This is a genomic window from Phocaeicola intestinalis (genome assembly GCF_014837065.1).
Taxonomy (GTDB): domain Bacteria; phylum Bacteroidota; class Bacteroidia; order Bacteroidales; family Bacteroidaceae; genus Phocaeicola; species Phocaeicola intestinalis.
In genome coordinates, this window is the sequence record NZ_JACSPP010000056.1 from 1 (window position 1) to 25623 (window position 25623).

The 25623-nt window shown below is 47.7% G+C and carries 17 protein-coding genes; 8 read left to right on the plus strand and 9 right to left on the minus strand.

The annotated features are described in order from the left end of the window. Positions 1–247: 247 nt before the first annotated feature. Both H9625_RS14070 and H9625_RS14075 read right to left on the minus strand, forming a co-directional pair. Entirely contained in the window at positions 248–799 is a 552-nt protein-coding gene (locus H9625_RS14070; RefSeq protein ID WP_022039311.1) for an NADH peroxidase, read from the minus strand. A gap of 62 nt (positions 800–861) precedes the next feature. Then, positions 862–1281, minus strand: a complete 420-nt coding sequence (locus H9625_RS14075; RefSeq protein WP_022039310.1) for a Fur family transcriptional regulator — start codon at positions 1279–1281, stop codon at positions 862–864. Positions 1282–1458: 177 nt separating this feature from the next. Here H9625_RS14075 and H9625_RS14080 point away from each other — a divergent pair, with 177 nt between their 5' ends. Continuing rightward, on the plus strand, positions 1459–3390 hold the full coding sequence (locus tag H9625_RS14080; RefSeq protein WP_191764945.1) for an NAD(+) synthase: 1932 nt from the start codon (positions 1459–1461) through the stop codon (positions 3388–3390). A 136-nt stretch (positions 3391–3526) separates the two neighbouring features. Here H9625_RS14080 and H9625_RS14085 read toward each other — a convergent pair whose 3' ends face one another. Then, complete coding sequence (locus H9625_RS14085; RefSeq protein WP_022039308.1) at positions 3527–4879, minus strand: MATE family efflux transporter; 1353 nt, start codon at positions 4877–4879, stop codon at positions 3527–3529. Positions 4880–5043: 164 nt separating this feature from the next. Here H9625_RS14085 and xseA point away from each other — a divergent pair, with 164 nt between their 5' ends. The 3 genes from xseA (at position 5044) to H9625_RS14100 (ending at position 7679) form a co-directional block, all read left to right on the plus strand. Then, entirely contained in the window at positions 5044–6342 is a 1299-nt protein-coding gene (xseA, locus tag H9625_RS14090; protein ID WP_191764947.1) for an exodeoxyribonuclease VII large subunit, read from the plus strand. Positions 6343–6362: 20 nt separating this feature from the next. Further along, positions 6363–6581, plus strand: coding sequence for an exodeoxyribonuclease VII small subunit (xseB, locus tag H9625_RS14095; protein ID WP_087212528.1), 219 nt, complete (start codon positions 6363–6365; stop codon positions 6579–6581). 78 nt (positions 6582–6659) lie between these two features. Continuing rightward, positions 6660–7679: a branched-chain amino acid aminotransferase gene (locus tag H9625_RS14100; protein WP_013619206.1), complete on the plus strand. Its 1020-nt coding sequence runs from the start codon at positions 6660–6662 to the stop codon at positions 7677–7679. A gap of 217 nt (positions 7680–7896) precedes the next feature. Here the strand turns inward: H9625_RS14100 and H9625_RS14105 are convergent, their stop codons facing one another. From H9625_RS14105 to H9625_RS14130, 6 genes are all read right to left on the minus strand, one after another. Beyond that, positions 7897–9909: an alpha-glucuronidase gene (locus H9625_RS14105; protein ID WP_191764949.1), complete on the minus strand. Its 2013-nt coding sequence runs from the start codon at positions 9907–9909 to the stop codon at positions 7897–7899. After that, positions 9906–10880, minus strand: coding sequence for a glycoside hydrolase family 43 protein (locus H9625_RS14110; protein WP_022040793.1), 975 nt, complete (start codon positions 10878–10880; stop codon positions 9906–9908). The genes H9625_RS14105 and H9625_RS14110 overlap by 4 nt, the downstream gene beginning before the upstream one ends. Positions 10881–10929: 49 nt before the next feature. Further along, positions 10930–12066 (minus strand): endo-1,4-beta-xylanase, encoded by a 1137-nt coding sequence (locus tag H9625_RS14115; RefSeq protein WP_087212516.1) that lies wholly within the window; start codon positions 12064–12066, stop codon positions 10930–10932. A gap of 26 nt (positions 12067–12092) precedes the next feature. Further along, positions 12093–12275, minus strand: coding sequence for a hypothetical protein (locus tag H9625_RS14120; protein ID WP_158100145.1), 183 nt, complete (start codon positions 12273–12275; stop codon positions 12093–12095). Positions 12276–12314: 39 nt separating this feature from the next. Beyond that, the gene (locus H9625_RS14125; protein WP_087212428.1) at positions 12315–13808 is read right to left on the minus strand and encodes an MFS transporter; all 1494 of its coding nucleotides are present in this window, start codon (positions 13806–13808) and stop codon (positions 12315–12317) included. Positions 13809–13889: 81 nt separating this feature from the next. After that, positions 13890–15512, minus strand: coding sequence for a sialate O-acetylesterase (locus tag H9625_RS14130; RefSeq protein ID WP_394354947.1), 1623 nt, complete (start codon positions 15510–15512; stop codon positions 13890–13892). A 373-nt stretch (positions 15513–15885) separates the two neighbouring features. On the opposite strand from H9625_RS14130, the gene H9625_RS14135 reads away from it, so the two are divergent. From H9625_RS14135 to H9625_RS14150, 4 genes are all read left to right on the plus strand, one after another. Continuing rightward, a complete protein-coding gene (locus H9625_RS14135; RefSeq protein ID WP_191764951.1) occupies positions 15886–16962 on the plus strand; it encodes an efflux RND transporter periplasmic adaptor subunit in 1077 nt (358 codons plus the stop codon). 15 nt (positions 16963–16977) lie between these two features. Continuing rightward, positions 16978–20010, plus strand: coding sequence for an efflux RND transporter permease subunit (locus tag H9625_RS14140; protein WP_191764953.1), 3033 nt, complete (start codon positions 16978–16980; stop codon positions 20008–20010). Continuing rightward, positions 20007–21323, plus strand: a complete 1317-nt coding sequence (locus tag H9625_RS14145) for a TolC family protein (RefSeq protein WP_087250703.1) — start codon at positions 20007–20009, stop codon at positions 21321–21323. The genes H9625_RS14140 and H9625_RS14145 overlap by 4 nt, the downstream gene beginning before the upstream one ends. A gap of 98 nt (positions 21324–21421) precedes the next feature. Next, entirely contained in the window at positions 21422–25381 is a 3960-nt protein-coding gene (locus H9625_RS14150) for a hybrid sensor histidine kinase/response regulator transcription factor (protein WP_191764955.1), read from the plus strand. The last annotated feature ends 242 nt before the right edge of the window (positions 25382–25623 follow it).

Here is a 25623-nt window from a genome sequence, read left to right on the forward strand (position 1 = left end):
CGAATGGTACCCAAAATAGGAACCGCCGTATGCCGAACGGCACGTACGGTGGTGTGAGAGGTCGGTAAACATGAAAAATAGGAGATAAACACCTATGATTAGTGTTTACCTCCTACTCGATTGTCCGATATGATATGAGAGCCGAAGTTTTTTCTTTCCGGACCGTGCTTCGTTTTTTATATATGTGGAAAGATAAAAAAAGAGATCGGAATTTTCCGACCTCTTTTGCATTAAAATAGAACTCAGATTATTTCTTGAAATATCTGTTGTACAAACCTTCGAAACCTTTTCCGTGACGAGCCTCGTCTTTTGCCATTTCATGAACAGTATCGTGGATAGCGTCCAGATTCAACTGTTTAGCACGAGTCGCAATACGTTTTTTATCTTCGCAAGCACCAGCTTCTGCGTTCATACGTTTTTCCAAATTAGTCTTGGTATCCCATACACAGTCGCCTAGCAATTCAGCGAATTTAGAAGCATGTTCAGCTTCTTCCCAAGCATAACGTTTGAAAGCTTCAGCTACTTCGGGGTAACCTTCGCGGTCAGCTTGACGGCTCATTGCCAAGTACATGCCGACTTCAGTACATTCACCCATAAAGTGATTGTTCAAGTCTTTAATCATTTCTTCATCGCAACCTTTGGCTACGCCGATTACATGCTCGTCAACGAATGTCAGACCGTTGTTGTCTTCTTCCATTTCTTTGAATTTGGAAGCGGGAGCTTTACACAAAGGACATTTTTCAGGAGCTGTTTCACCTTCGTAGATGTAACCACATACAGTACAGATAAATTTCTTCATAATTCAATGTTTTTTAGTTGTTAGTTATTTAGTTGTTTTTTGCCTATGGCCAAAGGCCTAGGTCAGTTCTTGTTCATTTTCAAACATTCAGGGCATATACCCTTATAGTATCGGTGTGTTTCCTCTATTTGAAAACCTTCTTTTTTCATATGTTTAATCTCATCCGGTTCTTCTGCCGATAGAGGGATGTCCGTGATTCTACCGCATACTTTACATTGGAAATGTGCATGTACAGATATGTCTCCGTCAAAGCAAGCATTCCGTTCGTCAATGGTCAACATGCGGGCTGCACCGTGTTCTACAAACAGTTTCAGGGTGTTGTAGACAGTTGTTTTCGACAATGTAGGAATATCTTGGCATAAAGCCATATAAATCTCATCGATGGACGGATGAGTATGATGCTTCAGCAAGTAATCCATAATGGCAATGCGTTGTACGGACGGCTTGATTTGGTAACTGAGCAGATATTCGTAAACGTTCATCTTATTATTCCTTATTTGTAATTGTTACAACTTTAAATCATTGGCAAAGGTATAAATATTTTCTTTATGTACAAAATAACAGATGCTTTTTTTACTTTTTTTCAATATGGATAAGGGATACACCTTATTTTATATTATCTTTGTCCGATGTAAGCCAAGATATTAAATGACATACTTATGAAATATGGTTTTGTGAAAGTGGCAGCCGCTATTCCTTTGGTGAAGGTAGCCGATTGCCCATACAATGCAGAGCAGGCAGAAAGCCTGATAGCGAAGGCAGAGGGGAACGGGGTGCAGATATTGGTTTTTCCCGAGTTAAACCTCACTGGATACTCGTGTGGTGACTTATTTGGGCAAGCATTGTTACTTGAGCAGGCAGAGATGGCACTGATGCGCGTGCTCAACAATACTCGTCAGTTGGATATCATTTCCATTTTGGGTATGCCGCTTCGGGTAGACTCGATGTTGCTGAACTGTGCCGTAGTTATTCAGAAAGGAAAGATTCTGGGAGCTGTGCCCAAGACTTATTTACCCAATTATAAGGAATTTTATGAGCATCGCTGGTTTGCTCCTGCCACTTCGCTTGATGGTGAGTCTACCGTTCGTCTTTATGGGCAAAACGTTCCGGTCAGTCCTCATTTGTTATTTGAGACTGCCGAGACAAGGTTCGGCATAGAGTTGTGCGAAGACGTGTGGGCGCCTGTCCCGCCTAGTTCGGCATTGACTCTTAAAGGAGCCGATATCATTTTCAATCTTTCTGCCGATACCGAAAATATCAGCAAACATCAGTATCTTCGTTCGTTGCTTGCTCAGCAATCTGCACGTTGTTTGGCTGGATATGTGTTCGCTTCGTGTGGTTTTGGCGAGTCTACTACCGATGTTGTGTTTGCGGGTAATGCGCTGATATACGAAAACGGTACGTTGTTGGCAGCTTCCGACCGTTTTTCTTTTGACAGGCAACTGGTGGTAAGTGAAATCGATGTAGAACGTTTGCAGGGCGAACGTTTGGTGAATACAACTTTTGCCGCCAACATAAGTCAGTATCAAGGAGAGCCGATAAAGGTTATACAGACCGAAAGGGTATTGGAGAAAGATTTTACACTTACTCGGCGGATAGACCCACATCCGTTTGTCCCGGCAGGGGGGCAGATGCTTGCCAGCAGATGTGAGGAGATTTTTTCCATTCAGGTAGCAGCGCTGGCAAAGCGGTTGGTACACACAGGATGCAAGACGGTAGTGGTAGGTATTTCGGGAGGACTTGATTCTACGTTGGCGTTGTTGGTATGTGTCAAGACATTCGACAAGTTGGAGATGTCGCGCAAGGGCATTGTCGGCATTACGATGCCAGGATTCGGCACCACAGGACGTACTCATCGCAATGCTGTTGCGCTGATGGAGTCGTTGGGGGTTACCTCACGTGAAATCAGCATTCGTGATGCCTGCCTTCAGCATTTTAAAGATATCGGACATAATCCTGATGTGCATGACGTGACCTATGAAAACGTGCAGGCACGTGAGCGGACACAGATTCTGATGGACTATGCCAACAAGGTAGGGGGATTGGTAATTGGTACGGGCGACCTTTCCGAACTTGCTTTGGGCTGGTGTACTTACAATGCCGACCATATGTCGATGTATGGAATCAATGCCGGTATTCCAAAGACTTTGGTACGTTATCTGGTCACGTGGGTAGCAGAAACGGTAGATGCCGGTTCACGTGCTACGCTGCTCGATATCATTGATACCCCTATCAGTCCTGAACTGATACCAGCTGATGAGGATGGCAATATCCGGCAGAAGACCGAGGACTTGGTAGGTCCTTATGAACTTCATGACTTTTTCCTTTATCATTTTTTGCGTTTCGGTTTCCGTCCCGCCAAAATTTATTATCTGGCAAAAGTAGCTTTCCGTGGTACTTACGATGATGATACTCTTAAGAAATGGTTGTCGAACTTCTTCCGTCGCTTCTTCAGTCAGCAGTTTAAGCGTTCTTGTCTGCCCGATGGTCCGAAGGTGGGTTCCGTATCGCTAAGTCCGCGTGGTGACTGGCGTATGCCGAGCGATGCCAGTGCAACGCTGTGGCTTCGCGAATGTGAAGAGGTGAGTTGAGATGCGTGGAAAGTGTTTGGATAGAAATGGCAGATAATTTTTTGCGGCTATCCGTGATGGCATTCCGAAAGCACATTATTCAAGTTAGACTCCGGGTGGGTGAATAGCGTTTCTGCTGTTATCCCACCCGGATTTTTTATATCGTTTTCTGTTTGAATAGCTTGAACTGGCGGTAGAGCATAATGGCGGCGATGATGCTGGCTGCAAGGTCGGAGATGGGCATGCTGAACCAGATGCCGTCTGCACCCCAGAAGAGCGGGAGAATCAGCAGGAGCGGGATAAGTATCATCACCTGCCGGCTCAGCGAAAGGATGATGGCTTTTTTTGCCATGCCGATGCTTTGGAAGAAGTTTGACGTGACCATCTGGAATCCGATGATGGGGAAGAACATTACCGTGATGCGCAGCCCGCGTGCCGAAAGGTCTATCAGGGTCTGGTCGGTGGTAAAGGCTTTTGCCACAAGTTCGGGTATCAGTTCGCCCACCAGGAAACCGGTTGTCGTTACGATAGTGGCGGCTATCACGGTGATTTTCATTACCTGGTTCACGCGTCCGTATTGGCGTGCGCCGTAGTTGTATCCGGCTATGGGCTGCATGCCTTGGTTCAGCCCCATGACAATCATGACGAAGAGGAAGCTGATGCGGTTCACGATACCGAACGCTCCGATGGCAAGGTCTCCGTCGTACAGCTTTAATCCCTTATTGATTAAGATGACAATCATGCAGGCGGCTATGTTCATGAAGAACGGAGCCAGCCCGATGCCGATGATGTTCTGCACCAAATGGCTTTGCAGGCGGTAAATGCCTTTCTTCAGGCGGAGCAGTTCGTTTTTCCGGCAGAAAAGCTTGATTTGCCATGTCAGGGCGATGATTTGCGCCAGTACAGTAGCCAACGCCACTCCCTGGATGCCCCAATGGAACACGAAGATGAATATCGGAGCAAGGATGGTGTTGATTACGACGGTCATGATTGTGGCGAACATCGCCTTTTGCGGATAACCCGCCGCGCGGAGCACCGAGTTCAGTCCCAGGTACATGTGTGTCACCACATTGCCCAAGAGGATGACAATCATGTAATCGCGTGCGTAAGGGATGGTCGCTTCGCTCGCTCCGAAGAAATATAGAATCGGTTCGAGGAACAAGAGGGAAAGAATCGTGAATCCGATGCCGATAAGGACATTCAGCGATACGACATTGCCCAAGATATGCTGGGCGGTAGTATAATCTTTTTGCCCTAACTTCACCGAAACCAGCGTAGAAGCACCTACACCAACCAGCGAGCCGAATGCGGCGGCAAGGTTCATCAGGGGGAATGTGATGGCAAGTCCGGAGATGGCCATAGCGCCTACACCGTGCCCGATGAAGATGCTGTCTATCATGTTGTAAAGTGAAGAAGCCGTCATGGCGATGATGGCAGGGACGGCATATTGCGTCAATAGTTTGCCGATAGGTTGTGTGCCTAATTCGGAAGCGGTTCCTTTTTGTGACATAAAACTCTTTTTACCATTAAATCCGGGTGCAAAGGTAATCAAAATTAATGAAGAATGAAGAATGGAGAATGAAGAATTCCATGCGGGCGAAGCGATTCTTCATTCTTCATCCTTCGTTCTTCATTTATTAATTGTATCTTTGCTCCCAAGAATTTTGGACTTTTATGGAACATACTCCTCTATCTTTATACGAATTGAATGCCTTGGTGCGCCAAAGTGTCCGCTTGTCCATGCCCGATGCGTATTGGGTGCAGGCGGAGCTGAGTGATGTGCGGACCAACTATTCGGGGCATTGCTATCTGGAATTTGTACAGAAAGACCCGAAGAGCAATGCCTTGCTTGCCAAGGCGCGGGGCATTGTCTGGAGCAATGTATTCCGTGAACTGAAGCCTTATTTCGAGCGGGAAACCGGACAGGCATTCGTGGCAGGGCTGAAAGTGCTGGTAAGGGTAACGGTGGATTTTCATGAGCTTTACGGCTATTCGCTTACCGTTATCGACATCGATCCTACGTATACGCTGGGGGATATGGCAAAGCGGAGAAGGGAAATCTTGCAACGCTTGGAAGAAGAAGGCGTGCTTACATTAAATAAGGAGTTGGAATTGCCCGAACTTACCCAACGCATTGCCGTGATATCTTCGCCCACGGCGGCGGGGTATGGAGATTTTTGCGACCAGTTGGAGCGCAATGCCTTCGGTTTTGTGTTTTATACCAAATTGTTTCCGGCGGTGATGCAAGGCGAGCAGGCCGAGGATTCCATTATCCGTGCCTTAAACCGGGTTTATGCCGAGCTGGAACATTGGGATGTAGTGGTGATTATCCGTGGAGGTGGAGCGACATCAGATTTGTCAGGGTTCGATACGTATGAACTGGCAACGAATTGTGCTCAGTTTCCTTTGCCAATCATTACCGGTATCGGCCATGAGCGCGATGATACGGTGATTGACATGGTGGCGCATACGCGGGTAAAGACTCCTACGGCTGCTGCCGAGTTCTTAATCAATCATTTGCGTGAGACTGCTGGTAGGCTGGATGAATATGTGTCGTTCTTTTATCAGGAAGTGCCTGCTTGGTTAGAACGGCAGAAAGAACGTTTAGAACATTGGGTGGCACGTATTCCGGTACGTGTACAAATGCGTTTGCAGGATGAAGGATTCCGTCAGGAACGTTTGTTGAAGCGTATGCATTTGGCTTGGCAGACCCGTTTGATTAAGGAAGATTATCGTTTGCAATTAGACCGACGGTTGGGCGTGGTGCTCTGTTCACGTCTGCAACGGGAAACCCAGCATCTGCTGTTGATTGAGCAACAAGTCAAATCGGCATCTCCCGACCTGCTGTTGCAGAAAGGATATAGCATTACATTGAAAGACGGTAAGGTGGTGACAGACCCGGCTTTGCTCTCGCCGGGTGACAAGATAGTGACGCGAGTAGCAAAAGGAGAGTTTAAAAGTGAGGTATTATAGGTAAGTTTTCATTATATATTATGGCAACCAAAAAAGAAACATATTCTGAAGCGATGAAGCGGCTGGAAGCAATCGTGGCGCAGATTGAAAGCAATGAACTGGACATCGACGAGCTGGCAGGCCGCTTACAGGAAGCTCAGCGTCTGATTAAATATTGTAGAGAAAAACTCTATAAGGCGGATGCGGAAATCAAAAAGATGCTTGATGAAGGAAGCAAAGAAGAAAAAAGTGCGGATTAAATTGGATTTTGTAAATATAACTCTTACATTTGTTGCATTGTTTATAACGAAATGTAACATTTAAAACATATTATTCGCATGAAAGAAATCGATTGGGCTAATCTGCCGTTCGGGTATATGAAGACAGATTACAACGTACGTTGCTATTATCGCGACGGGAAATGGGGAGAATTGGAATTGTGCTCGGAGGAGACATTGAATATCCACATGGCGGCTACTTGCCTTCATTACGGGCAAGAAGCGTTCGAAGGGTTGAAAGCGTTCCGCGGCAAAGACGGCAAGGTCCGTGTATTCCGTCCGCAAGCCAATGCAGAACGTTTACAAAGCACATGCCGGGGTATTTTGATGCCCGAACTTCCGACAGAGTTGTTCTGCGAAGCTGTACGCAAAGTGGTGAAAGCCAACGAACGTTTCATTCCGCCTTACGAAAGTGGTGCGGCTCTTTATATCCGTCCGTTGCTTATCGGGACGGGGGCACAGGTAGGCGTACATCCGGCAAGTGAATATTTGTTTGTGATATTCGTCACTCCGGTAGGCCCGTATTTTAAAGGAGGCTTTGCTACGAACTCGTATGTGATTATCCGTGAGTTCGACCGCGCTGCTCCGCTCGGTACAGGTACATACAAGGTGGGTGGAAACTATGCAGCCAGCCTGCGTGCCAACAAGATGGCGCATGATGCGGGTTATGCGTGCGAGTTTTATCTCGATGCAAAAGAAAAGAAATACATCGACGAGTGCGGTGCAGCCAACTTCTTCGGCATCAAGGATAATACGTATGTTACTCCGCTTTCTACTTCTATCCTGCCGTCCATTACCAACAAGAGCTTGATGCAGCTGGCAGAGGACATGGGCTTGAAGGTGGAACGCCGTCCTATCCCCGAAGAGGAACTGGAAACGTTCGAAGAAGCCGGCGCGTGCGGTACGGCTGCGGTCATCAGCCCGATAGAACGTATCGATGATTTGGAGAACCACAAGTCGTATGTCATTTCGAAAGACGGCAAGCCGGGCCCCATCAGCGAAAAGCTCTACCACAAGCTTCGTGCCATCCAGTATGGTGACGAACCCGACCCGTACGGATGGGTGATGATGGTGGACTGATGCTTCGGTAACGTAAAAAGAAAAAGAGAGTATGCAGATATGCATATCCTCTTTTTTTGAATATCAATTAAATGAATCTCTGCAATCAGCCAATTCGGTTGGGTTGCAAACGCAGTATATATTCAACCGCTGATGCAGTATATATTCAACTGCTGATGCAGTATATATTCATTTTTCAGGAGTATATATTGGCTGTTTGCGTGCATTCATTTGTTTTTTACTTTATTTTCGGTAGCATTTCAGGCGTAGGCCGTTCGTAATTGCTGATGGGAAGTTTTACCTTCATCAATTTCTTCAATTTATGTACAGGACGCTCTATATCTTTCGGAAAAGACATTTTTGAAAACTGCTGGAAGTAGAGCAGGCAAGCATCTTTCCACCACACTGCATCATTGGTTTGAATTTGAAGCCGTTCGTCTACGGCATTCCAACGTTCTGTATCCACATAAGGTTTTACTTCCTCCCAAGTCTGGCAGAAGTTCCGTGTCTTGTCTACACCATGTTGGTAATGGCGGCATAATTCTTCCCATAAAGTAGTTCCGTTATTCATGGTATGTGTCCACGGTGCATGGTGAAACCAAAGCAGGAACTCTTCGGGACAGGTATCGATGGAGTCGAACATACGCGCCAGTGAGTCGGGGTATTGTGCCACGGCATTGCTTCCGGTATGGCTACGGTCAAATCCAAGTCCTGTACGGTCGGCCTGGTGGTAATAAGAGGGAAGCCAGTCGGGGCGTGCTCCGGGAATGGTGCACCAAGGTTCAGGTCCATAGTGGTGTCCCCAGGCAAAGATATGGTGTAGTCCGAGGGGCATCATATAGTCTACTACGGCTTCACGGCTCTGCATCATCATATCCTCTACGGGATGTATAAATTGAGGGTTGGCTGTAAATGTCTGTGCCAGCCATTCATCGGCAATACTTTCCGAAGAAAGTTCCGGATTCCATGCCAGGCGTCCGAAGGCATACCAGTTGGCTTGTGCAAAATCGTGTCCGCACCAATTACTTTCGTCTCCGATATTCGATACACCCGCAATGGCACGTATGCTTTCCGGTTTTACATATTGGAAAAATTCTTTCCACATCGGTGCCAGGTAAGCCAGGTGGTTGGAGTGTCCCAGGTATTCTTGTGTTACTTGAAACTCCACCATTAATGGGGTATGTTTCATCGTTCCGAAGAGTGGGCTGTAAGGTTCACGCGGCTGGAAGTCAATCGGACCGTTCTTTACCTGTACAATGACATTGTCGAGGAATTTTCCATCAAGGGGCTGAAATTCCAGATAGGCTTGTTTGGCACGGTCGTTATCAGAAGGACTGTACACAAAGGCACGCCACATTACAATGCCTCCATAAGGTTTTAAGGCTTCTGCCAACATATTGGCGCCTTCGGCATGAGTGCGGTGATAATCGCATGGTCCGGGTTGGCCTTCAGAATTGGCTTTTACCAGAAAACCTCCGAAATCGGGTATCAGACTGTATATTTCGTGTACTTTCTGCTTCCACCAGTTTGCTACTTGGGGATCCAACGGGTCGGCAGTAGCCAATTTGCCTATAATCATCGGCGAAGCAAAATTTACCGATAAGTATACTTTTAAGTTGTAAGGACGGAAAATATCAGCCAGTGCCTTTACTTTCTTCAGATAAGGCGTGTCCAGCATTTCGGGTGAGGCGTTGACATTATTCAACACTGTAGCATTGATACCGATGGAGGCGTTGGCACGGGCATATGCTTCGTAACGGGGAGAAAGTGTCGCTGGCAGTTCGTCCCATTTCCAAAGTGAATGTCCGGCATATCCACGTTCGATGGTACCGTCCAGATTATCCCAATGGTTGAGGATTCGTATGGGATACGCCGGACGTTCTTCGATATGGAGTGACTGAGTGTCTTGCTGGGTTGCTTGAAGTCGTAAGAGGTGATAGGTGGCATAAAGCAGACCTTTTTCGGAGATGGACCCAAGTGTGATACCGTTTTTCCCCGACCGGATGGTATAACCTTCGGGTCCTAAAGCGGTGTGGGTAGCATCATTGAACAGCTCAAGTGATACAGGAGTGCCTTTCCATGTCCGTTTCAGTTCAGAGCAAGCTATATCCAGTGTAGGAGAATGCAGTGAACATTCTACCTTAGCATTTGCTGTAGTGTCCTGCCGTAGCCAGAGGCGGCTGCCGTTTTCTGCGGACAGCCGTTCTCCAGCAAGCAGCAAGCATATGCTGAGAAGCAACATTCGTATCATTCTCCTCCTCCGTCAATAGTGATGATTTTTCCTTCTGCATCGTATTCCAGTTCTACTACTTTCAGACTACGCAACCATGTTTTTCCTCCAGAGGGTACACAATCGTGGTGGAAGAGGTACCATTTGCCTTTGTATTCTACAATGGCGTGATGTGTGGTCCATCCCACTACCGGTGTGAGGATAACTCCTTGATAGGTGAACGGTCCGTATGGATTGTCTCCGATAGCATAACACAAGAAGTGGGTATCGCCCGTAGAATATGACAAATAGTATTTCCCGTTGTATTTGTGCATCCACGATGCTTCGAAGAAACGATGCGGATCATTGGCTTTCAGTGGGTTTCCTTCCTGGTCGATAATGAGGACGGGGCGAGGGTCTTCGGCAAACTGCATCATGTCGTCACGGAGTTTTACCACACGTCCGGGCAGAGCTGGTTCGTTGCCTTCGGGCAGGATGGCGCTTTCCAGTGCCTTATTATCCCGGTAGCGTTGCAATTGTCCGCCCCAGATACCTCCAAAATAAATGTAATGGCTTCCGTCTTCATCGCAGAATACGGCAGGGTCGATGCTATAACTTCCCCACATCGGATTGGCTTCGGGAATAAACGGACCTTCGGGCTTGTCGCTTATGGCTACTCCCAGACGGAAAATGTCATTGCGGTCTTTCATCGGGAAATACATGTAATATTTGCCGTTTTTGAAAGCCACGTCGCAATCCCACAACTGGCGTCCTGCCCAGGGGATATCTTCCACTTTCAATACAACTCCGTGGTCGGTGATTTCACCGTGCATTACATCATCGGTAGAGAATACGTGGTAATCTTTCATATTAAAATGGTCGCCATTGTCGTTTTCGGGAACTCCACTTTCCCAGTCGTGCGAGGGATAAATGTATAATCTGCCGTTAAAGACATGTACAGACGGGTCTGCCATATAATCATTCGGTACGAGGTATCTTGCTTCTTTTTTCATGGTTATGAGTTTTTTTATGTTTATAAGTTTTTTAAGTTTTTCTTCTGTGTTATTGGGGTGTGTTTGTTTCCTTTTCTTTTATCATTTCAGTGATGAACGGCTTGGGCTGGTAGTTGCGGTCGAAGAGCAGCGGATAGTCTTTACGTCCTCGGATAGGGAAACCGTTTTTCCAGGAATCTCCGTCGGTTACTCCCCATGCTGTCACACGGTCTACGATATCGGCATGTTTTTCAAACAGTTCAAAGAATTGTTTCATGCGGGCGTTCCATGCCTGCGATACAGAATCGGGTAATGCATCCGGATACGGATTCAGCGCTTTCTTGAAGGCGATTGTATCCGATATATTGGCTGTACGTGATACGGTAGGCAAGGCACTCATATCCCATTCGGTAATCATTACTTTCACACCTTCTGCTGCAAAAGCAAGCATACTTTTTTCGAATTCTTCAATTTTCGGATAGTCCATACCCATGTGTCCTTGCATACCGACAGCATCGATGCGCAAACCTTTTTCTTTCAGGCTGCGGATGAGTTTTACAACTCCTTCGCGGCGTCCGGGGTTATCCATTCCGTAATCGTTATAATATAGTTCGATGGTGGAGTCTGCCTCGTGTGCGTATTGGAATGCCAAAGGAATGAATTCTTCACCCAAGATTTCATAAAATTTGCTCTTGCGGTACGAGCCGTCCTCAACAATGGCTTCATTTACCACGTCCCATCCTTTCAGCTTTCCTTTGAAATGATTTACTATGGTATAGATATGGTCTTTCATGCGTTGTTTCAAAACTTCGGGGCTTACGTTCTTTCCGTTTTTGTCCACACAGAACCATTCAGGACATTGCGAGTGCCAAATCAGTACGTGGCCGGTCATGGTCAGGCCATTCTCCTCACCGAACTTTACGAAATCATCCGCAGCCTTGAAGTCGTACACGTCTTCTGACGGATGGAGTTCTTCCATTTTCATGCAGTTTTCAGCAACAATGGCATTGAAATGGTGTTTCACAATATTGGTAGCATTCGTGTCTTTTCCAGCTACTTGACGGACATTTACTGCCGTTCCGATAAGGAACTGGTCGCCTACGGCATCTTTCAGTGTAAGCTCTTGTGGAACAGTGCTTTTAGGTCCGCTACATGCTGCGACGAACGTTGCTGCCAGAATAGCAGATGCAATGTGTTTTACTTTCATGGATTTTGTTTTTTTAAGTTATTTGTTTATTCAGTTAACTGAGAAGCTGTTTTGAATTTCTCCAAAAAGTTTTTCTTGGCTTGATGTATCTGTTTTCGTGTGTGCTTTGGGCGATTTTTTGGTTCTTTTCGCTCCTGTTCTTCGTCAGATAGCCCGCTATCTTCCTCATCACAGAAGCGAAAATGCCTCAAAAACTCATCCCAAATCATCGCACGATAAATTCAAAACAGCTTCTGATACTTTGTCATTTAATTTTGTTTGCTTCTCCGTTCGGCGAGTTCTGCCTGCATTTTTTCGTTATATTGTTTGGTGATAGGATAGAAGCACAAGGCAATTACTCCCACAAAGAACGTGGCTGCAGGAATCAGGCTGGACGAGAGAATGATTCCGTGGATAGCCGATTCGCTTTGTACAGCTCCGACTCCCGATACATAGCCAAAGCCAGAAAGCAGGAAGCCAAGGATGGCACCTCCTACACCCAGGCCGGCTTTTAAGGCAAATACCACTCCGGCGAAAGTGAACCCCGTGGCACGGCGGTAATGGATGTATTCCGAATGGTCGGCTACATCGGCAATCATTGCCCAAAGCAGAGGTACGGTGGGGGCGTATGCCAGACTCTTCAAGAAATTCAGGAAGAACATCAATTCAATGTTCTCTTTCGCCGGGAAGTAGAACATTGCCGTGAAGATGGCGGTCAGTGTCAGACATACAATGAATGTATTTTTCTTTCCGAAGCGGTTGGCAAGGAAGTTGGAAAGAATGATTACACCGAAAAATTGTACCAATGCTCCCAGCATGTTGAATACACCGAAACCTACTTCGTAGGCTTTGTCAGGGGAGCTCACTATCAGCCCGAATGCATTTAATATATGATAACCTATTGAATCCTGTGCTTCGGCAGATACCAGTCCCATGCGGTCGAGGAAGTTATAGAGGGCTCCCGCATCGACGTAATGCTCGAAATAGTAGTTCATGGCGCTTCCCCACATGGCTAGGGTGATGAAGACAAATAGAGTCAGCACGAACATTGCGCGCCAAGGTATGCTTCCGAAAATATCCTTGATATCTTCGCGTAAATTGGTCTTTTGATTGGCCGGTGGGGTAATGCGTTCTTTTGCCGAGAAGGCAGCTATGGCAAGGAAGATGAATCCCACTACAGCAAATAAGGAAATCGTGCATAGCCATCCATGTCCTTTATCGCCGTCTTCCGAGAATTTGCCGACCAGGGGCAATGTTAGTCCTTGAACCACAAACTGTCCGATAGTTGAGAATATGAAACGTACGGAAGTGATGCTGGTACGTTCTTTGATGTCGCCCGACATGACGCCGCCCAGTGAAGAGTAGGGGGTGTTATTGAATGAATACATCGTCATCAATAACGTATAGGAGATGGTTGCATACAATGCCACCAGCCCTTTGTCTTCAATGCCGGGATTGTAGAATGCCAGAATATAGAATACCATAAAAGGTATGGCTGTCCACAATACCCAGGGGCGGTATTTTCCCCAACGTGTCTGCGTACGGTCGGAAAGAATGCCTACGGTAGGGTCTACAAAAGCGTCTACAATGCGTGCTACCAACATAACAGTTCCGGCAATGGCTCCTTCCAGTCCGAATACGTCGGTATAAAACTTTGTTTGATAAATCATCATCATCTGGAACACAAGGTTCGCAGAGCAGTCTCCCAATCCGTAACCGATTTTTTCGGCCATGGAGACTTTTTGATTCTGTAGTGCGTTCATGGTATGTATTTAATTCTTTAATTGGTTCTTGGTTTTATTTATGTTTTAGGGGGCAATTCCCTTTTATTTTGTGAGGTAGGTTTAAAAACTTTGGGTAACGGCTTCTACCAGTCGTTTGCCTCCTGTTTTCTTGTCCAACGGATGGATGTCATTCCACTCGCCTGTGTCTTTATTGGGAATCAGGGTGGCGTGCGGGTCTTCTTCTGCGGCTTTCGCCTGTTGTGCCTGCAAAGCTGCCCATCCTTTTCTGCCCGGATTGTCGGGAGCCATGAAATCGGCAAGTTCCATGATGTAGAAAGGCATTTCAGGCATTCCGAAGGTTTTCCGCCAGTCTTTCATCAACGATTTCAGCAGGCTGGCATATTCTTTCCATTTACCTGTGTTTGATTCGCCCTGATACCATACAGTGCCTTTGAACACATAATTTCTCAGAGGGGCAATCATGCCATTATAGAGTCCGATGGGCATATTCTGAAAAGCTGTAGACGAAGGAGCCTGAGGCATTTCTGTTCCTATGCGGTGTTTCCATTGTTGCGAGAGGTTAGTCTCTTCTGTCCCGCAAATCAGCTTATATGGTTTGTCTTTTACGAAAGAAGGGAGTCCTCCGTTGCTCACCAGGCGTATGGTTATTTGGTTTTTGCCTGTTTTCAGAAGTCCTTTCGGGATGTTGTAAATACGTGGAGGATATTGGTAGGCAACGCTTCCTACGAATTTTCCATTGACATATACCGAGTCTGCATCCACAATGCATCCCAGGCGCAACGTAGCTTCTTTTCCGTTCCACGAGGCAGGCAGGTCAATCTGCTGACGGAACCAGTGTACACCGTTTATCGGGCGCCATCCGTTGGTAGCCCATTGAGGTGAAAACATGTCAACGGTTTGCCATGCCGAATCATCGTAATTTTCGGCATACCACGGAGTTTGTGCATGAGTGCCTTTATCGGTTTTGTAAAGTTCGATTTGCCAGGCACGTCCACGGGCTTGTTCTATCTGTTGGATGTTGTTTATCAGTTCTTTCGATTCATATACTGCTTTTTGGTGTGTGTAGACAGGAAAGTCTTGCAAACCTTCTTCGCTGATCCAGGCTTCGATGGGAGTTCCTCCCCAGCTTGAGTTGATGATACCTACGGGTACCTTTGTTTTTTCGTAAAGTTGCTTGGCAAAGAAATAGCACAAAGCCGAATATCCCATGACATGCGTTTTGTCCAACGGTTGCCACTCGGCTTTTTTGATGTCTTTTTGCGGCTCATTGAAATCGTAGCAATATGGAACCTTCAGATAATGGATGTTTGTGTTTTCGTAAGCATTTATTTCATCGGCAAACATGTCCATTACACGTGCTACGGTCAGCTCCATATTCGATTGTCCCGAACAGAGGAATACATCACCTATTAATATATTATGTAAGGTAATGTCGTTTATCTGCATGTCATACGGGCCTCCCGCCTTCATGGCAGGAAGCATGATCTTCCAGTTTCCATCCGGACCGGCAGTGGTTCGATACTCTTTTCCTGCAAACTTGAGGGTAACACTTTCGCCTGCATCAGCGGTTCCCCATATAGGTACTGCTTTTCCACGTTGCAATACCATGCCGTCGTTTATTAAGTAAGGCAAAGAGATCTTTGCTTCGCCAATCGCGGCGAAGCAAAGACAAAGTAATAAAACTAACCCTAACTTAATATTCAACCTATTTGTTTTCATCATAATTATACTTGATTGGTTTTGGTCCTATGCAAATATATGGAAAGTTTAGCTATTTCGTATTCACAAATGCTTCAAAAACTTTTCTCTATGATACATCCGACTCTTTGTTTGTTACATATTTTATCACGTATGTTACATTTTATGATATAAAACATAAAACGTCCATTTTGGACGCTTGTCGAGAGATGTATTTTGGGCTTTGTTTTGGAGGCTTTGTTCGGACTGCAAATCAGTATGAACACTAGCGTGACAAGGGAACAAATCGCATCTTGTTTTGTGAATATTTTTAAAAAAAGTGGTTTTTGTTTAAACGTTTTCTTACTTTTGTCATCACATAAGCATTAGTAGAAACCAAAATTAGCATGAAAGGCACATGAACAAATGGATTAAATGGGGGATTATCGTGGCGATAATAGCCGGATTGACCGGATTGGGCATTTATTCGTTTACACCGCGAGAGAATACCGAACTCAATGAGGCGGACAGGAAAATGCCTGCCGAGAAAAAGCAAATCTTGAACGTGAACGCGCAGGTGGTGCGCCCCCACGTACTGACCGATAAATTATTTGTAAGCGGCAAGCTTATACCCGATGAGGAAGTGGACCTCTCGTTCGAAACATCAGGAAAAATCGTTGACATCAATTTTCAGGAAGGGACAATGGTGAGCCAGGGGCAATTGCTTGCCAAGGTAAACGACAGCCAGCTTCTGGCACAGTTGCAAAGACTGGAAGCGCAGATGCCTCTTGCCGAAGACCGCGTGTTCCGCCAGAACGCCTTGCTCCAGCGTGATGCTGTAAGTAAGGAGGCTTATGAACAGGTGAAAACCGAGCTTGCCACCCTTCATGCCGATATCGAAAACGTACGTGCCACGATTGACATGACCGAGCTTCGTGCTCCTTTTGATGGAGTGATAGGCTTGCGGCAGGTCAGTATGGGTGCCTACGCTTCGCCTACAACCGTCATTGCCAAACTTACCAAGATAAAACCGATTAAGGTGGAATTTGCCGTCCCCGAACGTTATGCACGTAAGATACGGAAAGGTACGAAGCTATCATTTAAGGTAGAGGGGCATCTGGATGCCTTCGAAGCGGAAGTATATGCCCTGGAGTCGAGCATTGACCCCGAGACGCATGCCCTGACCGTACGTGCGATTTACCCGAATACCCGTGCCGAATTGCTTCCCGGACGCTATGCCGATGTCGAATTGCGCCAAGGCGAGATACAGGATGCCATCGCCATCCCTTCCGAAGCCATCGTACCCGAAATGGGTCAGAACAAGGTCTTCGTATACCGCTCGGGAATCGCCATGCCTGTCGATGTGGAGATAGGCATCCGTACCGAAGCCGAAGTGCAGATACTCCGTGGGTTAGCGGCTGGAGATACCATCCTGACTTCCGGAACCTTGCAGCTCCGCACGGGAATGCCTGTAAAATTGGATAATATCAACTAAAACCGTGCCTGCCTTATGAATATTTCCGAACTCAGTATCCGCAGGCCGGTGCTTGCCACCGTGCTCACTATCATTATCTTGCTTTTCGGATTGATAGGCTATACGACCTTGGGTGTACGCGAATACCCCTCGGTGGACAATCCCATCATATCCGTAACGTGCAGTTATTCGGGAGCCAATGCCGATGTTATCGAAAACCAGATAACCGAACCTCTGGAACAGAACATCAATGGTATTCCTGGCATCCGTTCGCTCTCCAGCGTGAGCCAGACGGGACAGAGCCGCATTACCGTAGAGTTTGAACTTTCTGTTGACTTGGAGACTGCTGCCAATGACGTGCGCGACAAAGTTTCGCGTGCCCAGCGCTATCTGCCTCGTGACTGTGACCCGCCTACGGTATCGAAAGCAGATGCCGATGCCAGCCCCATCCTGATGGTGGCTATCCAGAGCAATAACCGTTCACTTTTAGAATTGAGTGAGATAGCCGACCTGACCGTAAAAGAGCAGCTTCAGACCATATCCGATGTGAGCAGCGTGTCGATATGGGGCGAGAAACGCTATTCGATGCGCTTGTGGCTCGACCCCGTAAAGATGGCAGGCTATGGTGTGACTCCAGTTGACGTGAAGAATGCGATGGACAACGAGAACGTAGAACTTCCCTCGGGAAGCATCGAAGGAAATACCGTAGAACTGACCTTGCGCACCATGGGACAAATGCATACCGCCGACGAGTTCAACAATGTCGTAATTAAGGAGGTAGGCGGACAAGTCATCCGACTGAGCGATATCGGGTATGCCGAACTGGGTGCTGCCGACATAAAGAGTTACATGAAGATGAACGGGGTACCGATGGTGGGCGTGGTGGTCATCCCTCAGCCCGGAGCCAACCATATCGAGATAGCCGATGCCGTGTACGAACGTATGAAGCAGATGGAAAAAGACCTTCCCGATGATGTGTCTTACACGTATGGATTCGACAATACCCGCTTTATCCGTGCCTCCATTGCCGAAGTGGAGAGTACCGTTTACGAGGCTTTCTTCTTGGTTATCGTCATCATCTTCCTGTTCTTGCGCGACTGGCGCGTCACGCTGATACCGATTATCGTGATTCCGGTCTCGCTCATCGGTGCCTTCTTTATCATGTACGTGGCGGGGTTCTCCATCAATGTATTGACCATGCTGGCGGTAGTGCTTTCGGTAGGACTGGTGGTAGACGATGCCATCGTAATGACCGAAAACATTTACATCCGTATCGAACGGGGTATGGAGCCTTTTGAGGCAGGCATCGAGGGGGCAAAAGAAATCTTCTTTGCCGTAGTGTCCACTACCATCACGCTGGTAGCGGTGTTCCTCCCCATTGTGTTCATGGAAGGCACCAGCGGCAGGTTGTTCCGCGAGTTCAGCTTTGTGGTGGCTGGTTCGGTGCTTATCTCTGCCTTTGCCGCCCTCACTTTTACGCCGATGCTTGCCACCAAACTCTTGAAGAAACGCGAAAGACAAAGCTGGTTCTACCGCAAGACCGAACCATTCTTCGAAGGCATGAACTACTGGTATGCCCGTGGGTTGAGCGCATTCTTGAAGCGCAGGTATTGGGCTATTATTTTCACTGCAGTCACATTGGTGCTTATCGGTGTGCTTTGGACGCATATCCCGGCAGAAATGGCACCTCTGGAAGACCGTTCGAAAATCACAATCAACACCCGTGGCGCCGAGGGGGCGAGCTACGAATATATCCGAGACTATACTGAAGACATCAACCTGCTGGTGGATTCCCTCATACCCGATGCCGAGGCGGTCACAGCCCGGGTATCGAGCGGAAGCGGAAACATCCAGATTACGTTGAAGGATATCAACGAACGCGACTACAGTCAGATGGAGATGGCGGAGCAGCTTTCGCAAGCCATCAAGACCAAGACCAAGGCACGCGCTTTTGTCCAGCAGCAGTCTTCTTTCGGCGGACGGCGAAGCAGCATGCCCGTGCAATACGTGCTTCAGGCAGTAAGCATCGACAAGCTGGAAAAAGTTTTGCCCGCTTTCTTAAATAAGGTGTACGATAACCCGACTTTCCAGATGGCGGATGTCGACCTGAAGTTCAGCAGCCCCGAAATGCAGGTCAACATCAACCGCGACAAGGCAGGAACGATGGGGGTGAGCGTGCGCGATATTGCCGAAACCCTCCAGTACGGATTGAGCGGTCAGCGCATGGGGTATTTCTACATGAACGGCAAGCAATACGAGATATTGGGGCAAATCAACCGCCAGCAGCGCAACCAGCCTGCCAATATCCGCTCCATCTATATCCGGAGCGATAAAGGCGAAATGATTCAGCTGGACAATCTTGTGGAATTTGTCGAGTCAATCACCCCGCCCAAACTTTATCACTACAACCGTTTTATCTCCGCTACGGTATCGGCGGGTCTTGCTGAAGGAAAGACCATCGGCCAGGGATTGGACGAGATGGATAAGATAGCCGCCGAAACCTTGGATGAAACCTTCCGTACGGCACTTTCGGGCGACTCGAAAGACTATCGGGAAAGCTCGTCAAGCCTGATGTTTGCCTTTATTCTGGCGTTGGCGTTGATTTACCTCATCCTCGCGGCGCAGTTCGAAAGCTTTAAAGACCCGCTCATCATCATGCTCACCGTGCCTCTTGCCATTGCCGGAGCCTTGATATTCATGTATTTCGGAGATATCACGATGAACATCTTCAGCCAGATTGGTATCATCATGCTTATCGGACTGGTGGCGAAGAACGGCATTCTGATTGTGGAGTTTGCCAACCAGAAGCAAGAGGCAGGCGAGGACAAGATGCAAGCCATCCGCGATGCTGCCCTCCAGCGCCTGCGCCCCATCCTGATGACCAGTGCGGCTACGGTATTGGGACTTATTCCTTTGGCGTTTGCCACGGGTGAAGGAGCCAACCAGCGCATTGCCATGGGTACGGCAGTGGTAGGAGGTATGTTGGTATCGACTTTCCTCACCATGTTCATCGTGCCCGCCATTTATTCGTACATATCCACTAACCGAAACAAAACCAAGAACGTATGAAGCAGATTCTTATCTTGATAATAGCTGTGTTTGCCGCACTTCCCCTTCAGGCACAATATGAATACACGTTGAAGCAATGCCTGGAAGAAGGATTGCTGAACAACTATTCGCTCCGCATCTCGCGCAACGAAGAGCAAATCAGCAAGAACAACGCCACGTTGGGCAATGCGGGTTATCTGCCTACGGTAGATTTTACCGCAGGATATACCGGTGACTTGAACAGCTCCGATTCGAAATTGCGTGCCGACGGGAGTACGGTAGCCGAACGCAATGTGCTCGACCATACCCTCGATGCAGGCATCGACTTGAACTGGACCATCTTCGACGGCTTTAATATCTCTACCACTTACAAGCAATTGCAGGAACTGGAACGTCAGGGAGCTACCAATACCCGGATTGCGATAGAAGATTTCATCGCTACCCTTACCGCCGAGTATTACAACTACATCCAGCAGGAAATCCGCCTGAAAAACTTCCGCTATGCCGTTTCGCTCTCGAAGGAACGTTTGCGCATTGTAGAAGAGCGGTACCACATCGGTAATTTCTCGCGCCTCGATTTCCAACAGGCAACGGTAGACTTCAATGCCGACAGTGCCCAGTACATGAAACAACAGGAACTGGTGCACACCTCGCGCATCAACCTGAACGAACTGATGGCGAATAAAGATGTCGACCGTCCCATCCGGGTGCGTGATTCGGTCATCGACCTGAACCGCATCCTTGATTTCGACGAGCTTTGGAATGCCACGTTAAGCACCAATGCCAACCTCTTGCATGCCGACCAAAATACCGTCTTGGCTCAATTGGACTACAAGAAAGTCCTCTCGCGCAACTATCCCTACCTGCGCCTGAATGCGGGATATGGCTATACCTTTAATAAATACGATGTGAACGCCACGCGCCAGCGCAGCAATTGGGGATTCAGCGGAGGCATCACCATCGGTTTCAATATCTTCGACGGAAACCGCCGGCGCGAAAAGCGCAATGCCAGCCTTGCCATCCGCAACGCCCAGCTGGAACGCGAGCAGGTAGAGCAAGCCCTGCGTGCCGACTTGAGCAACCTGTGGCAGGCATACCGCAACAACCTCCGCCTGCTGCACCTGGAACGCCAGAACCTGATAGCCGCCAAAGAGAACCACGAGATAGCCAAAGAGCGTTATCTCTTGGGAAATCTGTCCGGTATCGAAATGCGTGAGGCACAACAAAGCCTGCTCGATGCCGAAGAACGCATCCTCTCTGCCGAGTATGACACCAAAATGTGTGAAATCTCTCTCCTCCAGCTGAGCGGAAAAATCACGGTGTATCTGAAATGAAATGAACAAATAATCCCAAAAAATAAAAATCAAGACAGATGACATTCTTTTAAATTATTTTCCGTAAATTGCGCCGTTATTCGAAAATCATTAATTCCATGAATATAAAGAAACTATTCTGTCTGTGGATGTTATGCAATGTCTGTTTATTCGGAGCGGCTGCCGATGCACTGCCTTCCCTGTTCCAGTTCAGACACTACAACATAGAAAACGGAATGTCATCGAATACTGTTTACGATATTTTACAGGATGCCGAAGGATACATCTGGATAGGTACAGACAACGGACTGAATCGTTTCGATGGAATCGAGTTTACGTTTTATCAGAAAGAAAGCTCTTCTTCACCAGAATTTCTTACTAATACCATTTCTTGTCTTTGCGAGAGGGGAGACAGTCTGTGGTTGGGCACCGATTGTGGCGTATACATTTTCGAGCGGAAGCCGGAGCGAATCATTCCTTTCCGTCCGGTGGCGGCAGATAGCCTTAGCCCCATCCGGAGTTGGGTTACTAAAATCGTCTGCGACCCACAAGGTAACGTCTGGATAGCTACCCGTTCGCAAGGGGTTTTCCGGTATGCCAACGGAAAACAACTGGCTCATTACCCCATGCGGGAGGATGACGGAAACATTTTCTACCTGTTGTGCGACAAAAAGGGAGAACTATGGGCATCTACCTGGGCAAGGCTGTACAGGTTCGATAAGCAGAAGAATCAATTTACCGCCTTTCCGTTGCAAGACAATCCCGACTCGTTCTATTCAATGGCTATGTGGGAAGATGCAGTAGGAAACCTCTGGGCAGGTACGTGGACAGAGGGTATATGGAAAATCAATCCACAGACGGGAGCGGTGGAACGTTATATGGAACCACATGGCGACAAAGGCATTTCGCACATCCATGCCATCGGCGAATACTCGTCCAATGTATTATTGGCAGGATCGGATAATGGTCTGGCACTGATTGATCGGATTACCGGATGCAGTGCGGTGTATGCTTATTATGGCGAAGAAACCAAAGCGCTTTCCGACCGGTTTATCTATCCTATCCTGAAAGACCGGGAGGGAGGTATCTGGATAGGCACCTTCTATAACGGCATCAATTACTTGCCGCCTTACAGCGGACAGTTTGAAGGGTATTCGGACGCAAATGGGAATGGTCTGTTCACCGGCACCATCATCAGTCGCTTTTGCGAAGACGAGGACGGCAAGATATGGGTAGCCTCGGACGATGGAGGATTAAGTCGCTTCGACCCCATCCGCCGCAGGTTTGAAGACTTTCCTGGCAGAACGGCGTTTGCCAACGATAACGTACACGCGTTATGTATAGATGGCGATAACCTGTGGATAGGAACGTACGGGAGAAACATTCGTATCCTGAACCGGAAAACCGGAACGATAAAAGACTATCAGGATCAGGAACCGGAAGGAACCAGCATCTATACCGTATTCAAGGACAGAAGGGGGCAGATATGGACTGGCTCCATGGTTTCGGTATGTCGCTACGACCGCCCCACGGACAGGCTGATACGCATCGAACAGGTAAAAGCCACCGTAATCGATATGAAAGAAGACGCGAAAGGTTACTTGTGGATTGCCACACAGGGTGACGGGCTGTACCGCTACCAGCCGGAACAAAAAGAATGGAAAGCCTACGGCAAGGCGAAAGGCATTGCCAGCCAGATTGTCAATCAGTTGTACATCGACCGGAAAGACAGGCTATGGGCAGCCACGGGCGAAGGGCTTTGCCTGTATCAGGAGAAAGAAGACCGGTTCGGCAGACAAGTTTTGCGCATTCCGAACGAATGCATCAACGCTATAGCGGAAAGTGACGAGCATTTGTGGCTCACGACGGCGAAAGGACTGGTAAAATATCATCCGGAAAACGGACGGACACAAGTGTTTACCCGCAGCGATGGGCTGCAGAACGAATCCTTCCTGCCCGCTTCAGTGCAAATGTCGAAAAGCGGTGAAATTTATATCGGGAGCATCAATGGATTCAACCGTTTTCATCCGCACCGCCTGAAATCGAACATACAAGCTCCTGCCGTAGTGCTGACCGGACTGGAAATATTCAACCAACCCATCGCTACCGAAAACGGAGGCATACTACCCGCTGCTATCGGCGAATTAGAAGAACTGCATCTGCCGTACACCGATAATGTCATCACCTTGAAATACGCGGCATTGAGTTATTGCACTCCAGAGAAAAACCAGTATGCCTACATGTTGGAAGGCTTTGATAAAGACTGGAACTACGTCGGGTCACAGCACAATGCCACGTACACCAACCTTCCTGCCGGGACTTATACGTTTCGGGTGAAAGCTTCGAATAATGACAAGGTGTGGAACGAAGAAGGCACCGCTTTGCGTATTGTCATCCATCCTCCTTTTTACTTGTCGGTTCCGTTTAAGGTAGCATACTTCATCCTGTTCGTGTTCGTACTGGCAGCATCGACACGCTACATCATACGCCGCAGTGAAAAAAAGCATGCGCAGGCCATTGATGAACTGAATGTGCGGAAGGAAAAAGAAATGCACGAAGCCAAGATTTCATTTTTCACCATGATTGCACACGAAATCCGTACGCCTGTGTCGCTCATCATCGGGCCGTTGGAAAAGGTGATGCAGTCTACGCAAAATCTGCCGGCGGAAGTGCGCAACGACTTGAATATCATCGATCGTAATAGCCAGCGTTTACTCTATCTGGTAAATCAGTTGCTGGATTTCCGCAAAGTGGAACAAAACGAAATGAAAATGCGTTTTGCGCCGCAGAACATCAAAGAACTGATGCAAGCCGTGTGTGAGCGCTTCCAGCCTTCGCTGGAACAACGGGGCATTACGCTGACCGAGGTCTATCCGCCCGAAGACTTCCGTGCCGATGTAGACCGCGAGGCGGTCACCAAAGTGCTGAGTAACCTGATGACTAACGCCAATAAGTACACCCGCGACCAGGTGAAGATGGAATTTGCTGCACAAGAGCATACGTTTACCTTGACCGTAACCGACAACGGGAAAGGTATGAGCCCCAAAGAACTGCAACTTATCTTCCGTCCTTTCTATCAGGCGCACGACAACAAGCCGGGTACAGGCATCGGATTGAGCATCGTAAAGGGCATTGTAGAAGCCCACCACGGACGCATTGATGTACTGTCGGAAGAAAACAAAGGTTCGTCTTTCCGTGTTACACTGCCGGTGCGGCAAGAGAAAACCGACTCCATAGAAACTGCCGGAGAAGTCCCGGAAGTGCCCGAAGGCATTCTGCAGGCGCAGCCTGCCGGTTTGGCGAATAAGAAGCTGCCTGTCGTCTTGATAGCGGAAGACAACGAAGACATGTCAAGTTTTTTGGCAGACAGCTTCGGCACCGCCTATGTAGTGATTACCGCAGCCGATGGCGCAGAAGCATTACAACGACTGAAAGAACAAGAAGTTTCGCTTATCATCAGCGACTGGATGATGCCCAACGTGGATGGTATCGAATTGTGCCGCCGGGTGCGTGAAGACCGGCTGACCAGTCACATTCCTTTTATCCTGCTGACGGCAAAAACCGATAACGCTTCGAAGATTGCAGGCATGAATTGCGGCGCGGACGCGTATATCGAGAAACCGTTTTCCATGCAATACCTGGAAGCCTGCGTGAAAAACCTGATGGACTTGCGCAGCCAATTACAGCAGAAATTCTCGCAGATGCCGGTAGTGCCCATCAGCACGATAGCGGGCAACCAGGCAGACGAAGAGTTTCTGACCAGGATGAACCAACTGATAGAAAACAATTTCGACAACCCCGATTTGTCGGTCGATTTTCTTGCCGAAAAGTTAGGCATCAGCCGTTCGGGCTTGTTCGCGAAAATAAAAGCGCTGGCAAACGTTACACCCAATGAGATGATTCAATTGGTACGACTGAAAAAGGCGGCATTGCTGTTGCAAGAAAACAAATACCACATCAGCGAAGTGAGTTACATGGTAGGTTTCAGCAATCCATCGTATTTCAGTAAGTGCTTTCAGAAACAGTTCGGCATGACGCCCGGCAAGTTCATTGCATCGGGAAAAACCGCAACGAATTGATGGGCGGTTTTTTATGAATGTCCGTATTTTACCAATAAGGAGTTAGAAGGAGTTATTTGAGGGAGTTAAAAGGAGTTAGAAGCCAATACTATTGTCCTTTAACTCCTGCCGAAGGCATAACTCCTTCTAACTTCTTTTATCTGCTGGCATTTTGCGGATATTCATTTTAGAAGCTGTTTTGAATTTATCGTGCGATGATTTGGGATGAGTTTTTGAGGCATTTTTGCTTCTGTGATGAGGAA

Bases quoted from the DNA above. Each gene is read 5' to 3' on its own strand.
- H9625_RS14070 (WP_022039311.1), bottom strand. From the start codon at position 799: ATGAAGAAATTTATCTGTACTGTATGTGGTTACATCTACGAAGGTGAA.
- H9625_RS14075 (WP_022039310.1), bottom strand. From the start codon at position 1,281: ATGAACGTTTACGAATATCTGCTCAGTTACCAAATCAAGCCGTCCGTA.
- H9625_RS14080 (WP_191764945.1), top strand. From the start codon at position 1,459: ATGAAATATGGTTTTGTGAAAGTGGCAGCCGCTATTCCTTTGGTGAAG.
- H9625_RS14085 (WP_022039308.1), bottom strand. From the start codon at position 4,879: ATGTCACAAAAAGGAACCGCTTCCGAATTAGGCACACAACCTATCGGC.
- xseA (WP_191764947.1), top strand. From the start codon at position 5,044: ATGGAACATACTCCTCTATCTTTATACGAATTGAATGCCTTGGTGCGC.
- xseB (WP_087212528.1), top strand. From the start codon at position 6,363: ATGGCAACCAAAAAAGAAACATATTCTGAAGCGATGAAGCGGCTGGAA.
- H9625_RS14100 (WP_013619206.1), top strand. From the start codon at position 6,660: ATGAAAGAAATCGATTGGGCTAATCTGCCGTTCGGGTATATGAAGACA.
- H9625_RS14105 (WP_191764949.1), bottom strand. From the start codon at position 9,909: ATGATACGAATGTTGCTTCTCAGCATATGCTTGCTGCTTGCTGGAGAA.
- H9625_RS14110 (WP_022040793.1), bottom strand. From the start codon at position 10,880: ATGAAAAAAGAAGCAAGATACCTCGTACCGAATGATTATATGGCAGAC.
- H9625_RS14115 (WP_087212516.1), bottom strand. From the start codon at position 12,066: ATGAAAGTAAAACACATTGCATCTGCTATTCTGGCAGCAACGTTCGTC.
- H9625_RS14120 (WP_158100145.1), bottom strand. From the start codon at position 12,275: ATGATTTGGGATGAGTTTTTGAGGCATTTTCGCTTCTGTGATGAGGAA.
- H9625_RS14125 (WP_087212428.1), bottom strand. From the start codon at position 13,808: ATGAACGCACTACAGAATCAAAAAGTCTCCATGGCCGAAAAAATCGGT.
- H9625_RS14130 (WP_394354947.1), bottom strand. From the start codon at position 15,512: ATGATGAAAACAAATAGGTTGAATATTAAGTTAGGGTTAGTTTTATTA.
- H9625_RS14135 (WP_191764951.1), top strand. From the start codon at position 15,886: ATGAACAAATGGATTAAATGGGGGATTATCGTGGCGATAATAGCCGGA.
- H9625_RS14140 (WP_191764953.1), top strand. From the start codon at position 16,978: ATGAATATTTCCGAACTCAGTATCCGCAGGCCGGTGCTTGCCACCGTG.
- H9625_RS14145 (WP_087250703.1), top strand. From the start codon at position 20,007: ATGAAGCAGATTCTTATCTTGATAATAGCTGTGTTTGCCGCACTTCCC.
- H9625_RS14150 (WP_191764955.1), top strand. From the start codon at position 21,422: ATGAATATAAAGAAACTATTCTGTCTGTGGATGTTATGCAATGTCTGT.